This is a genomic window from Bradyrhizobium sp. NBAIM18 (genome assembly GCF_020193825.1).
GTDB lineage: Bacteria > Pseudomonadota > Alphaproteobacteria > Rhizobiales > Xanthobacteraceae > Bradyrhizobium > Bradyrhizobium yuanmingense.
Genome location: NZ_JADYVO010000001.1, coordinates 266317 through 279025, shown reverse-complemented (window position 1 = coordinate 279025; position 12709 = coordinate 266317). Strand labels below are relative to the sequence as shown.

Annotated in this window: 11 protein-coding genes and 1 pseudogene; 6 read left to right on the top strand and 6 right to left on the bottom strand. The window is 65.4% G+C overall.

All coding sequences use genetic code 11. The annotated features are described in order from the left end of the window. The first annotated feature begins 303 nt into the window (after positions 1-303). Positions 304-537, top strand: a complete 234-nt coding sequence (locus I6F17_RS01280) for a hypothetical protein (protein ID WP_225123757.1) — start codon at positions 304-306, stop codon at positions 535-537. Between the two features lie 7 nt (positions 538-544). On the opposite strand, the gene ftsH is transcribed toward I6F17_RS01280, so the two are convergent. Next, positions 545-2386: an ATP-dependent zinc metalloprotease FtsH gene (gene ftsH, locus I6F17_RS01275; RefSeq protein ID WP_225123756.1), complete on the bottom strand. Its 1842-nt coding sequence runs from the start codon at positions 2384-2386 to the stop codon at positions 545-547. 228 nt (positions 2387-2614) lie between these two features. After that, positions 2615-2896, bottom strand: a complete 282-nt coding sequence (locus I6F17_RS01270; protein WP_225123755.1) for a hypothetical protein — start codon at positions 2894-2896, stop codon at positions 2615-2617. Positions 2897-3160: 264 nt separating this feature from the next. Here I6F17_RS01270 and I6F17_RS01265 point away from each other — a divergent pair. The 4 genes and pseudogenes from I6F17_RS01265 to I6F17_RS01250 form a co-directional block, all read left to right on the top strand. After that, positions 3161-3515, top strand: a pseudogene (locus I6F17_RS01265) (VOC family protein); the annotation flags it as partial. Positions 3516-3696: 181 nt separating this feature from the next. Next, a complete protein-coding gene (locus I6F17_RS01260; protein WP_225123754.1) occupies positions 3697-4164 on the top strand; it encodes an EF-hand domain-containing protein in 468 nt (155 codons plus the stop codon). Between the two features lie 48 nt (positions 4165-4212). Next, positions 4213-6498, top strand: coding sequence for a heavy metal translocating P-type ATPase (locus tag I6F17_RS01255; protein ID WP_225123753.1), 2286 nt, complete (start codon positions 4213-4215; stop codon positions 6496-6498). An 81-nt stretch (positions 6499-6579) separates the two neighbouring features. Continuing rightward, complete coding sequence (locus I6F17_RS01250) at positions 6580-7767, top strand: CoA transferase (RefSeq protein ID WP_225123752.1); 1188 nt, start codon at positions 6580-6582, stop codon at positions 7765-7767. 1 nt (position 7768) lies between these two features. Here the strand turns inward: I6F17_RS01250 and I6F17_RS01245 are convergent, their stop codons facing one another. Then, positions 7769-8491 carry a DUF72 domain-containing protein gene (locus I6F17_RS01245; RefSeq protein WP_225123751.1) on the bottom strand — a complete coding sequence of 241 codons (723 nt, stop codon included), beginning with the start codon at positions 8489-8491 and terminating at the stop codon, positions 7769-7771. Positions 8492-8582: 91 nt separating this feature from the next. Here I6F17_RS01245 and I6F17_RS01240 point away from each other — a divergent pair, with 91 nt between their 5' ends. Continuing rightward, a complete protein-coding gene (locus I6F17_RS01240; protein ID WP_036004204.1) occupies positions 8583-8798 on the top strand; it encodes a hypothetical protein in 216 nt (71 codons plus the stop codon). 1 nt (position 8799) lies between these two features. Here I6F17_RS01240 and I6F17_RS01235 read toward each other — a convergent pair whose 3' ends face one another. The 3 genes from I6F17_RS01235 to I6F17_RS01225 all read right to left on the bottom strand — a co-directional run bounded on the left by I6F17_RS01235 (position 8800) and on the right by I6F17_RS01225 (position 12568). Then, on the bottom strand, positions 8800-9948 hold the full coding sequence (locus tag I6F17_RS01235) for an amidohydrolase (protein ID WP_225123750.1): 1149 nt from the start codon (positions 9946-9948) through the stop codon (positions 8800-8802). A gap of 160 nt (positions 9949-10108) precedes the next feature. After that, entirely contained in the window at positions 10109-11194 is a 1086-nt protein-coding gene (locus I6F17_RS01230) for a mandelate racemase/muconate lactonizing enzyme family protein (protein WP_225123749.1), read from the bottom strand. Positions 11195-11365: 171 nt separating this feature from the next. Continuing rightward, positions 11366-12568, bottom strand: coding sequence for a hypothetical protein (locus tag I6F17_RS01225; protein ID WP_225123748.1), 1203 nt, complete (start codon positions 12566-12568; stop codon positions 11366-11368). Positions 12569-12709 lie beyond the last annotated feature (141 nt).

Sequence of the window (12709 nt, the reverse complement as noted above, 5' to 3'; positions counted from 1 at the left end):
GCCGAAAGCGGCGCGGTCCGAGCGCAGTCAGGTTTCATGGCCAAATCCTCAATAGAGCAAGATGGTTGAACCACCGCGAGCCTGATCCGCTGAGCCCGATCATGGCACCCAGGCGCCTCAGGCCGGTGGGCGCCACTAGAATTTGGAATTGGCCCGAATGTTCCAGCGTGACGTGACTGAAATCGGCGATCGCCTTTTCCGTATGCCTTCGCCGCTGCAGACAGGCTCTTGAAACGCGGAGCCTTCATTCCAATCTGGTCCACGCAGGCGCCGATGAGGCTGCACGCATGCTTGGTTCGTGGGATGGATGACTATCGTGATCTCGTGAGCGCAGCTCTTGCGCTGTTCTGCGCCGGCTTGATGTTGGTGGCCGGCCATCTCCTGATCGAATGGCACGCCAGAAGCACAGATCCCGGGATCGCCATCGAGACGCCGAAGCGCGAGGGCGCGCCCGCGCCGCTCATCTCGAACGGTCCGCCACCGGACAGGCGGATGATCGAACTTCCCGCCGAGATCAGGCGCAAGCGCGCTGCGTGAGGGAGCCCTAGATCGCCCGCAGCCCTTCCTTGGGCATCTCCCGGATCAGCGCATCGATCTCGCCCTGCTCCAGCGTCTCCTTCTCGAGCAGCTTCTTTGCGGCCCGGTCCAGGATCGGCCGCCGGGTGGTCAGGATGGCCTGGGTGCGCTGGAAGACCTGGTCGACGATGGCTTTCACCTCGTGGTCGACGGTGGCCGCGGTCTCCTCGGCATAGTCGCGCTCGCGGGTCGGATAGGGGCGGTCGGCGCCGGCAAGGAAGTTGCCGGGATCGCGCTCATAGGCGACGCTGCCCAGGCGCTCGGACATGCCGTAACGCGTCACCATGCTGCGGGCGATGTCGGTGACGCGGCGCAGATCGTCCGCCGCACCGGTCGACAAGTGCCCGAATACGATCAGCTCCGCGGCGCGGCCGCCGAGCAGCACCGCCATCTTGTTCTCCAGTTCCTCCTTGGTCATCAGGAAGCGGTCCTCGATCGGCCGCTGGATGGTGTACCCGAGCGCACCGACGCCGCGCGGGATGATCGAGACCTTGTGCACGGGATCGGTCCCCGGCAGTGAGAGCGCGACGAGGGCGTGCCCCATCTCGTGATAGGCGACGATCTCGCGTTCCCTGGCGTTGAGCAGGCGGTTGCGCTTTTCCAGGCCTGCGACCATGCGCTCGACCGCATTGTTGAAATCGCTCATGGTCACCGCCTCGCCCGCGCGCCGCGTCGCCAGCAGCGCGGCTTCGTTGACGAGATTGGCGAGATCCGCGCCCGTGAAGCCCGGCGTCAGCGCGGCAACGGCGTCTGCATCGACATTCTCGGCCAGGCGCACCTTCTTCATATGCACATTGAGGATCTCGATGCGGCCCTTCTTGTCGGGCCGGTCGACCAGCACCTGCCGGTCGAAGCGGCCGGCGCGGAGCAGGGCGGGATCGAGGATTTCCGGCCGGTTGGTGGCGGCGAGGATGACGAGCCCGGAGCGCGAATCGAAGCCGTCGAGCTCGACGAGCAGCTGGTTGAGCGTCTGCTCCTTCTCGTCATGGCCGCCGGCGAACGGGCCGATGCCGCGGGCGCGGCCCAGCGCATCGAGCTCGTCGATGAAGATGATGGCCGGCGCCTTTTCGTGCGCCTGCTGGAACAGGTCCCGCACCCGCGCAGCGCCGACGCCGACGAACATCTCGACGAATTCCGAGCCGGAGATCGAGAAGAACGGCACCCTGGCCTCGCCGGCCACGGCCTTGGCGAGCAGGGTCTTGCCGGTGCCCGGCGGCCCCACCAGCAGCACGCCTTTCGGCATGCGGCCGCCAAGCCGGCCATAGTCGGTCGGGTTCTTCAGGAAATCGACAACCTCGCGCAGTTCGTCTTTGGCCTCGTCCACGCCGGCGACGTCGGCAAAGGTGACGCCGGTGTTGGATTCGACGTAGACCTTGGCCTTGCTCTTGCCGATCGCCATCAGCCCGCCGCCGATCCCGCCGCCCTCGGCCATGCGGCGGCCGATGTACCACCAGACGCCGAAGAACAGCAGAACCGGCATGACCCAGGACAACAGGTCGCGCAGAAACGTGCTCTCGATCTGCCCGGTGAAGCGGACGCTGTGCTTCTCCAACTCCTGGGCGACGTCCTGGTCGACACGCGTGGTGACGAATTGCTTCTGCCCGCCGGGCAGCGGCTCCTTCAGCGTGCCCTGCAGGGTGCGGTCGGAGATGCCGACCGCCTCGACTTTCCCCTGCCGCAGCAATTGCTGGTATTCGCTGTAGGGGATCACGGCGATCTGGTTCGCCGCCGAAATCAGATACTGGATCAGGAAGACCGCGAAAATTGCGGCGATGGCATATCCGAGATTGAAACGGGCGTTCTTGTTCATGCGAAGACCAGATCCGATCGTGTTACGCGGGCCGGGCTAGCGTCGAGGCGCATCTTGGCGCGCGCGCTCGGGCCCGGTACGCGTCCGGACCTGCATCTCAGCGACAGAACTTCTTCTGCTGCCATCGGTTCCAGTCATCCCAAACCGGGGCTCGGCAGCGCCGTACTCAGGCGATCGAGATGCCGGGCAGCGATAAGGCCCGGTTGCAGGCCGGGCCTTTGCATCAGTTCACCAGGGATACCAGTAAGGGTATGCCGCCGGATAATACCGGACGGTCCGATAATATCGGGGGCCGTAATAATATCGCGGCGGACCATAGACCGGCGCATAGTAGACCGGAGGTGCAGCCGCGGCGGCGAGTGCTCCGGTGAACAGGCCGAGCGCGACAGCCGGACCGATGCCCGGACCTCCCCAGTGATGATGATGGCCCCGCCAATGGGCCGAGGCCGGCGCAACCGTTCCGATGAGGAGCGTTGCTGCCGCGGCGATTGCAAGAGCAAGCTTTCTCATGTGACTTCCCTCAAGTGCACGCCCGCACAACGCGCGGGCCTTTCGATCCTCTGCATGAGTTTCGTTTCGCCGGACACATGGCCCGGCAGTGCCAGAACTTAGGAGTGGCGAGGACGACTTCAAGTCTCGACAAGTCCTTCACGGATCCGACGTTTGGTCGCAGTGCGCTAGCTCAGCGCCGCCGAGAGCTTGTGCATCGCCCGGTCGAGCACCTTCGTCTCCTCGGCCGTCAGCACACTGAGCGGCTCCGCCTCCTGCGCCAGTGCCTTCTTCGAGCTGCCGAACTCCCCGCCGATGGGCCGCGATCCAACACGCGCGATTGGACCCAGCACATCGCCTTCCAGGTCAAGGACATCGCCGAGCTCGAAGACGCCAAGGCGCGGCGGAAGCCGCCGGCCTCGACGTCGTCGGCGTCACCGACCACACCATCTTCAAGTCGATCTATTTCCGCGATCCCAGCGGCCATCGTCTGGAGATCGCGGCCTGGACCGCCACGCCCGAGCAGATCGACCGCATGAAGTCGGTCGCACACGAGATGGTCGAGGAATGGTCGCGCACCAAGCGCCCGCCGCGCCACACCGCCTGGATGCACGAGAAGGAATTCGCGGAGGCGCATTGATCTTCAGCCGTGCCATCAGCCGCTTGGCCTAGCAAACCGCGCGAGCCGATCGAGACGGTGTCGTTGTGGAAGCCGGGGTGAAAAACCCTGGCGCACAAGCCGCCTTCTTGACTTGCGTCAAGGCAAACTCGATGAAGTTCGACAACCTCGTCCGACCGACATCAAGGCCGGAGGAAGCGTTATGCCAGGTCGAACCGTTGCTGCAGCGTTGCTGTTCGCCATCCTGGGCCAGCCAGCTCTGGCTCAATCGCCAGCGGACCATCAAGGTCATCATCCCGGACAGGAGCAGACGCCGGCATCCCCGCAGTCGAGTTCTCCTGCCAACCCATCCGCCGAGCGGCAGAGCCCGATGCGCGGTGGAGACATGATGGGAATGATGGGGCGCGGGATGATGGGACAAGGAATGATGGGACAAGGAATGAAAGGGCATGGCGCGATGGGCGGTGCCGCCATGGAGCCACCGGTCGTCTTCCGCATCGTTTACGCGCTGATGGATGCTGATGGAGACGGGAACGTCTCGCTGCCCGAGTTTCAGGTCGCCCATGAACGCATTTTCAAGGCAATGGATCGCGACAAGGACGGCAAGCTCACTTTCGAGGAGATGATGGCGTTCATGCACAGGAGCAAGGGCTCCGCCCCGCAGCACTAGCGAGCGGAACATCAAGGCGGGCGCGCCAAGCCATGTCGTTTGCAAGCCATGTCGTTTGATCGGGTCATGCGATGGGCTCTGGTTGCGATCGCAATTGCGGGATTGATTGCGGGTACTCTCGCGCGGGCTGCGGGCCGGCCTGATCTGGCCGATGTCGCGTGGGCGCTCGGCACGGCGCCGGTGATTGCAGGATTGGCGGTCTCGATCGTCCAGGATCTGGTGAGCGGCCGAGTCGGAGTGGACGCGATTGCGCTGCTGTCGATGAGTGCGGCGTTGGCGCTCGGACAGCCGCTCGCAGGAGCCGTGGTCGCATTGATGTATTCCGGCGGCAACGTGCTGGAGGAGATCGCAGTCGCACGGGCGGAGCATGATCTGCGATCCCTAGTTGATCGGGCGCCGCGGCAGGTCCATCGCAAATCCGGCGAGCGGATCGAGGATGTTCCGATCGAGGACGTCGCGGTCGGCGAGGAGCTCCTGGTCAAGGCCGGCGAGATCGTACCAGTCGACGGCGTCGTTGCGTCCGCCTTCGCCACGATCGACGAGTCCGCGGTTACCGGCGAACCGATTCCGGTGGAGAAGACACGCGGAAGCGCCGTTCTTTCCGGTTCGCTGAATGCGGGTGAGACCTTCCAATTGACCGTGACCGCAGCGGCCAGCGAGAGCACCTATGCGGGCATCGTGCGCATGGTGACGGCGGCGCAAACGGCGAAAGCTCCCTTCGTGCGGTTGGCCGACCGCTATGCGCTGATCTTTCTGCCGGTGACGCTCCTCGTCTCCTTCTTGGCATGGCACATTTCCGGCGACGTCACCCGCAGCCTTGCCGTGCTGGTGGCGGCGACGCCGTGCCCCTTGATTCTGGCCGCGCCCGTCGCCTTCATCGCCGGCGTGGCGCAAGCGGCCCGCCGCGGGATACTGATCAAGGGCGGAAAGGCGCTGGAGGCGTTGGCCCGCGCTCACACCGTGTTGTTCGATAAGACCGGTACCCTGACGGTGGGCGGGGCGCGGTTGCTGTCCGTGGAAGTTGCGCCGAGCGAGGATCCGGACGAGGTCCTCACGCTCGGGGCGTCGCTCGAGCAAGCGTCGCACCACGTGCTGGCGAAGGCCATCGTCGCGGCGGCCCTTGCCCGTAGGCTCGAGCTGAAGCCGCCGGAACACGTCAAGGAGACCATGGGTGCCGGCCTCAGCGGCCAGATCGATGGACGTTGCGTCATGGCGGGCTCGCGAGAGATGCTTCTCTCGCGGGCCGAGCTCTCGCCCTGGGAGCTGCGGGCAATTCGACGTGCCTCGTGGCGCTCGGCGCTGATCGTCTTTGTCGCCGTGGACGGCCGTCTCGTCGGCGCGTTGCTGCTGGCGGACGAATTGCGAGCCGATACGCCACGCGCAATCCGGCTGCTGCGCGATGCCGGCATCGCGCGGATGGTGATGGTCACGGGTGATCGCGCCGCAGCGGCGCAGGCCATCGGAGCGGCGCTCGATCTGGATGCCGTGCTGGCCGATCGCGTTCCCTCGGACAAGGTCGAAGCGGTGCGTAGCGAACAGCGGCTGCATTCGACCGTCATGGTCGGCGACGGCATCAACGACGCCCCGGCGCTGGCCGCCGCTGACACCGGGGTCGCGCTCGGCGCGCGCGGTGCAAGCGCCTCCTCCGAGGCGGCAGACGTGGTGATTCTCACCGATCGGCTGGATCGGGTCGGCGAAGCGATCGTCATCGCGCAGCGCGCGCGGCGCATTGCCCTGCAAAGCATCTTCGTCGGGATGGGGTTGTCGCTGGCGGCCATGGCCGCTGCCAGCCTCGGCTGGCTCGATCCCGTACCCGCCGCGATCGTTCAGGAAGTGATCGACGTCGCCGTCATTCTGAACGCGCTGCGAGCGCTCAATCCGGCCCTCGTCAGGCGTGGTCCGCGCCTCACCGCAGAGCAGGGGCTGACGTTGCATCACGATCATCAGGCCCTGCTCAGGGATCTCGGCCGCTTGCGCCAGATCGTCGACGCGCTAGACGATGCGGGGCCCGAATCTGCCGCTGCGTTGATCGGTGAGGCGGATCGACTGGTTCAGGGCAGCGTCGTGATGCACGAACGCGAAGATGAAGACAGCGTCTACCCGAAGCTCACGGAGGTGCTGCGCGACCGCCACGGGCTTTCTGCAATGAGCCGTGCGCATCGCGAGATACTCCATCTCGCCCGGCTGCTCGCCCGGATCGGGGCGGACCTGCCGTCGGAGAAGATCGACCGCTACCTCATTCGAGACGCTCAGCGCGTGATCGAGGCGATCGAAACGCTGGTGCGCATGCACACGGCTCAGGAGGAAGATATCTACGAGGCCGTCGCCGCATAGCCGAGGGCCGCTCGTGTCGCTTCCCAACTTGCCCTGGCGGCCAGTCCCTGTAATCTGCAAAAAACAACAGGGAAGGGTGCGATGGGAGGAGTCTTGGAGGGCGTGCGCGTGCTCGATTTCGGGCGCTATATCGCCGGCCCCTATTGCGCGACATTGCTGGCCGAGTTCGGGGCCGAGGTCATCCGCGTCGAGAAGCGCGACGGCAGCGAGGATCGGTTCGTCGCGCCGGTGGGTGAAGGCGGCGAGGGCGCGCTGTTCCTCCAGATCAACCGCAACAAGAAGGGCATCACGCTCGATCCGATGAAGGCGGAAGGGCAGGAGGTGATGCGCCGCCTGATCGCGACCGCGGACGTCGTGGTCGCCAACCTGCCGCCGCAGACCCTGCGCGCGATGAAGCTCGACTACGACTCGCTGAAGGCAATCAAGCCGGACATCATCCTGACCACGGCGACCGCGTTCGGCGGGCCGGGCCCGTGGTCCGACCGCGTCGGCTTCGACGGCGTCGGCCAGGTGATGTCGGGCTCGGTGTACATGACCGGCACCGGGGATCCGCCGTACCGCGCCGCGGTGAACTGGGTCGATTTCGGCACTGCGCTGCACTGCGCGTTCGGCACGCTCGCCGCGCTGATCGAGCGCGGCAAGTCCGGGCGGGGGCAGATCGTCGAGGGCGCGCTGCTCGCAACCGCTCTGTCCTTCACCAATGCCACGCTGATCGAGCAGGCCGTCATCGACGTCAACCGCGTGCCGACGGGCAATCTCGGTCAGACCGCGGCACCTGCCGACATCTACCGCACCAAAGACGGCTGGGTGCTGTGCCAGGTCACCGGCCATCCGCTGTTCAAGCGCTGGGCGCGGCTGATGGGCGAGGAGGATGTGTGGCTGAATGATCCGCGCTTTGCCGACGACATCAGCCGCGGCAATAACGGCCGCATCGTCAGCGAGCGGATGGCGCGCTGGTGCGCCGAGCGCACCACGCAGGAGGCCGTCGACACGCTGGGCCAGGCGATGATTCCGACCGGTCCCGTGCTCTCGCCGCAACAGGCGTTGGATCATCCGCACATCCGCGCCGCCGGCTTCATGCAGGACGTCGACTATCCCGGCCTGCCGAAGCAGGCCCCGGTTGCCCGCGCCGCGGTGCTGCTGTCGGAAACGCCGGGCGAGATCGCGCACCGTCCGCCGACGCTCGGCGAGCACACCGACCGCGTCCTCGCCGATCTCGGCTACAATGCAGACGAGATCGCGGCGCTCCGGCAAGGCGGCATCATCTAACTCACAGCAGCTGCTTCAGCGCCTTCGCATCGGCCGGTGCCGCACTCTTCTGGTCGTTGTCGAAATAGACGTAGACGTCGCAGCCCTGCCGCTTCCACGACTTGATGCGCTTGGCCCATTGCGCCAGCGTGGGTTTGGTATAGTGCCCGTGATAGCGCCCGCTTGGCCCGTGTCCGCGCACATAGACGAAATCCGCCGTGCGCTTCCACGGCGCCGGCGCGTCGTGATGATCGGACAGGCACAGAGAGATGTTCTCTTCCGCCAGCATGCGCAGGATGCGCGGCTGATACCAGCTCGGATGACGGAATTCGAAACTGTAGCGCCGCTTTCGCGACAGCAGCTTGAAGAACGAGGCGAGCCGGTCCGCATTCGCCTCGAATTGCGGCGGCAGCTGGAACAGGATCGGACCGGCCTTGCCGCCGAGCCTGGAGATGCGGTCCTCCAGCAGCTCGAGGCTGTTGACGGAGCGCTCCGACAGGCGCTTCCAGTGCGTGATGAATTTCGAGGCTTTCCAGGCGAACACGAAATCGCGGCCGGTCTGCTCCCGCCATCCCGTCACCGCCTCCGGCGTCGGCGTACGGTAGAACACCCCGTTCAGCTCCGTGGTGTCGAACTCCCCGGCATAGTAGCTGAGCTGCTGCTTCAGCGTCACGCCCTTGGGGAAGAACGGGCCGCGCCAGGAGGCGTAGTGCCAGCCCGAAGTTCCGATCAGAACGCGCGCCATGTTTCACGTACCATCCGTTGCCATTTGCCGGAGGGAACGTCCGTGCGGCCGATACGTTTCTCGTGAGCATCAACGCTGAGGACCGGAACCGATGTACGCGCTGTTCGAAGGCGACAAGCAGATCGGCAATCCCTTTCCGACCGAGAAGGAAGTGTGGGAAGCCGCCTTGATCGAAGGCCTCGTCACCGACGTGCCCGTTGCCGACGAGGAGGGCGGCCACCTTCTGCCCGCCGGCTATCACGTCGAGCGCGTGGACGAGACATTCGCGCCGCGGCCGGACTGGAAGCTGCCGCGCGAAATCTCCTAAGTTAATTTGACGCCAGCGCCGCCTTGGCGACCTCGGCCATCCAGCGCGAGGCCACCGGCAGGATCGCGTCGTTGAAATCGTAGCGCGGACCGTGCAGCTCGGCGCCCTCGCGCAACTCGCCATTGCCGATCCAGACGAAGGCGCCGGGCCGCTGCTGCAGATAATGGGCAAAATCCTCGCCGGCCATGCTGGGCGCGAGATCGCGCCGCACCGGCGCCTGCACCTTCTCTGCGGCGATGCGCGCGAGGTCGGCCTCATCAGGCGTGTTGATCACGACGCCGACGCCCCAGACGATCTCGGGCGTGACCTTGACGCCGAAGCTGGTCGCGATTCCGGCGCAGCTGCGCTCGATGCCGTCGAGGATGACGTCCTTGACCGCCTCGCGGTGGTAGCGCAGCGTGCCGCGGATGGTGACGCGTCCGGCGATCTGGTTCGGCGCGGTGCCGCCTTCGATCGTGCACAGCGACAGCACGGCGGTGTCGAGCGGGTCGACGCCGCGCGAGGTGACCGATTGCAGTGCAACGATGAGGTGCCCGGCCGCCACCACGGGATCGCGCGTCAGGTGCGGCATGCCGGCGTGCCCGGCGTGACCCTCGATCGTGATGGTGATGCGCCCGCCGGAGGCCATGACGACGCCGTCGTGCACGGCGATGGTGCCGGCGGCAAGGCCCGGCCAGTTGTGGAAGCCGAATATCCGCTCCATCGGAAAGCGATCGAACAGCCCGGCCGCGACCATCGCCCGCGAGCCGCCAAAGCCTTCCTCGGCCGGCTGGAAGATGAAATCGACCGTGCCGCTCCAATCGGTATCAGTGGCGAGCAGCGCTGCAGCGCCCAGCAGCGAGGCGGTATGGCCGTCATGGCCGCACGCATGCATCACGCCGGACGTCGTCGAAGCGTACGGCAGTCCGGTATCCTCGGTGATCGGCAGCGCATCCATGTCGGCGCGCAGGCCGACCCGCCTCTGCGCGTGGCCGCGCCTCAAGGTCGCGACGATGCCGTGGCCGCCGATGCCAGCCTCGAAGGGAATGCCGAGCTCAGTGAGCTTGTCCTGCACGAAGGCAGAGGTCTCTTTCTCCTGGAGCGACAGCTCCGGGTGGGCATGCAGATGCCGGCGCCACACAGTCAGTTTCTGGTGCAGTTCGGGGGACAAGGCAGGGGTCTTTCGCAAGGTGTCGGTTGCCGTCAGCATAGCCGATTATTGGACCGCTGCATCAAGCGCCAGCAAATGGCTCGCGTGCAAAGCACGCCGCTCTTTCCCCGTCATTCCGGGTTCGCGACTTCGTCGCGCCCCGGAATGACGAGCATGGGTGTTATGACAGCTTCGCCAGCCCCTTCCAGTCAAACCCGATCCCATGACCCGGCCGATCGGGCGCCAGCGCCAGCCCGTCCTTCAGCACCAGCGGATGCTCGATATACTTGTCGAGCCCGAAGCCGTGCGCTTCCAGATAGGATCGGTTCGGGCAGGCCGCGAGCAGGTGCACGGTGATGTCATGCGCGCCATGGCTGGTGACGGGCAGGTTGAACGCTTCCGCGAGCCGCGCGATCTTCATGAACGCGCTGACGCCGCCGCAATTGGTGACGTCGGGCTCCGGGTAGGACACCGCTCCATTGGCGATGTAGTTCTTGAACTCCCACAGCGAGCGCAGATTCTCGCCCGCCGCGATCGGCACGCCGCCCGCCTGCATGATACGCAGATGGCCGGCGACGTCGTCGGGGATGATCGGCTCCTCCAGCCAGGTGAGGTCGAAAGGAACGAAAGCGCGCGCGGCCCGGATCGCCTCCTCGACCGTCCATTTCATGTTGGCATCCGCCATCAACGGAAAGCCGTCGCCGAGATGCTGCCGCATCGCGGAGATGCGCGCGACATCGGCCTTGAGGTCGGGCCGGCCGACCTTCATCTTGATGGCGCGAAATCCCTTGGCGAGATTGCCGTCGGTCTGCCTCAGCAGCGCATCGACGGAGAGATCGAGGTCGATGCCGCCGGCGTAGCACGGCACATGCGCATCGAAGCCGCCGAGCAGGCGGTACAGCGGCAGCTTGGCGCGCCGCGCCTTCAGATCCCACAGCGCGATGTCGAGTGCCGAGAGCGCCAGCACCGCCGGCCCGCCGCGCCCGCCATAATGCAGCCCCCACCAGACATGATGCCAGATCGCCTCGGTATCGTCGGCCTCGCGTCCTTCGACCAGCGGCGGGATCTCGCGCTCGAGAATGTCGGCCACAGCCCCGCCGTTGCGCCCGACCGTATAGGTGTAGCCGACGCCCTCGGTGCCATCGGCATCGCGGATGCGGCAGGTGATCAGCTCGAACGCCGTCATGTCGCCATGCGTGGAGTCCGACAGCGTGATGGGGAGGGGGATCCGGTAGAGCCCGGTCTCGATGTTTGCAATGCGCGGCATGGTGCCTCCCTGTCTTTGGTTCTTCTTCTTCGTAGGGTGGGTTAGCTAGCGGATGCGCGAAGCGCAGTCCGCTGGCGTAACCCACCACGTCTGTCTCCGCGGATACGAAGATGGTGGGTTACGCCCCGCGGTTTGCGCTTCGCGCAATCCGCGGGGCTAACCCACCTTACGCTAGACTATGAAGTCAGTCGCCTCCAGCGAGGCCGCATGCACTCCGCTCAGGGTGATGGTGTCATTGGCAGTGAGGTGAATCACCGCATTGCCCGAGCTGTCATCGCTGATGAGGCCGGACAGGGTCGCCCAGTCGGCAAAACCATAGTCGTGCAGGTTGATCACGTCGAGTTCCCCCGCGGTGCTGCCGACCGCCATGTTGCCTTGATTGAAGTCGTTGATGACGTCGTTGCCGGAGCCGGCCGTGAAGACGAAAACATCGTTGTTCGGCCCGCCCCACAGCTGATCATTACCCGCGCCGCCGTTCAGCGTGTCCGTGCCGCCGGTGATGGAGCCAGGGGTAGATGGCGCATAAGTCCGCGCATCGCCGTAGAGATGATCGGTGAACTCTCCGCCGTTGAGGATGTCATTGCCGCCACGCGCACTGCCGGACATGTTCATTGCGTCGCCAATCAGCTGGGAGCCGTAGACGGCCGGCGGCGGCTCGCCGCCATTCGTCACGAAGGTCAGGGTGTCGTTGCCACCCTGGGCATTGTCGGTCAATGACGTGAGCGAATCGCCAGCCAGCGTTCCACCTCCAATCGCCATGCCGCTGCTGATGCCGAGCGTGAGGTCGTCGTTGCCACCGATTGTATTGCCCGTCATGGCACCGACGGCATCCCCGCTGAGGGTCGCCGTGCTTTCGTATGCATATTCGAACACGTTCAGCGTGTCGTTGCCGCCATGCGCGTTGTCGCTCATGGATCCCCCGGCATCACCGCTGAACACGTTCTCGAAGGCGCGCCCGCCGGTCACGCCTGTCAGCGTGTCATTGCCCCCTTGCGTGTTGCCCGACATGTCGCCTCCGGCATCTCCGTAAATGGAGATGTTGGAGCGGAAATTGCCGCCGGCGTCGGCGGAGAGCGTGTCGCTGCCGCCTGCAGCATTGCCCAACATGGTCTCGGCGTCGCCCATAATGGTGGCGCCGCTAAAGGGATAGTCCACATTCGCCGTGAGCGTGTCGTTGCCGCCGTGGGAATTGCCCTGCATGACCGTGTCTTCGCCGATCAGCGTAACGAACACGTCCGCGTTGAGGATGGTTGCCGTCACCGTGTCGTTCCCGCCCCAGCCATCGATCGGGAAGTTGGGATCTCCGACGATGGTCGCGGTTTGGCTGAAGTCCGGAAAGGTGAGAATCAGGGTGTCGTTCGGCATCGTGCGCATGGCGCATCACTCCCATTTCATCTCAGTCACGTGACTCTGAAAACAGCGGAGGTCTCGGCGAGACGCACTGCGGTCACGCTTGGATCTGAATCTACTTGGAGTTGATGGCGGAGGTTTGCTCCTGACTCGGTTTGATTGCGG

What these genes read in the sequence shown, in the direction of transcription:
- I6F17_RS01280 (WP_225123757.1), top strand. Translation starts at nt 304, where the DNA reads ATGGATGACTATCGTGATCTCGTGAGCGCAGCTCTTGCGCTGTTCTGC.
- I6F17_RS01270 (WP_225123755.1), bottom strand. Translation starts at nt 2,896, where the DNA reads ATGAGAAAGCTTGCTCTTGCAATCGCCGCGGCAGCAACGCTCCTCATC.
- I6F17_RS01225 (WP_225123748.1), bottom strand. Translation starts at nt 12,568, where the DNA reads ATGCGCACGATGCCGAACGACACCCTGATTCTCACCTTTCCGGACTTC.
- I6F17_RS01250 (WP_225123752.1), top strand. Translation starts at nt 6,580, where the DNA reads ATGGGAGGAGTCTTGGAGGGCGTGCGCGTGCTCGATTTCGGGCGCTAT.
- ftsH (WP_225123756.1), bottom strand. Translation starts at nt 2,386, where the DNA reads ATGAACAAGAACGCCCGTTTCAATCTCGGATATGCCATCGCCGCAATT.
- I6F17_RS01255 (WP_225123753.1), top strand. Translation starts at nt 4,213, where the DNA reads ATGTCGTTTGATCGGGTCATGCGATGGGCTCTGGTTGCGATCGCAATT.
- I6F17_RS01230 (WP_225123749.1), bottom strand. Translation starts at nt 11,194, where the DNA reads ATGCCGCGCATTGCAAACATCGAGACCGGGCTCTACCGGATCCCCCTC.
- I6F17_RS01260 (WP_225123754.1), top strand. Translation starts at nt 3,697, where the DNA reads ATGCCAGGTCGAACCGTTGCTGCAGCGTTGCTGTTCGCCATCCTGGGC.
- I6F17_RS01240 (WP_036004204.1), top strand. Translation starts at nt 8,583, where the DNA reads ATGTACGCGCTGTTCGAAGGCGACAAGCAGATCGGCAATCCCTTTCCG.
- I6F17_RS01245 (WP_225123751.1), bottom strand. Translation starts at nt 8,491, where the DNA reads ATGGCGCGCGTTCTGATCGGAACTTCGGGCTGGCACTACGCCTCCTGG.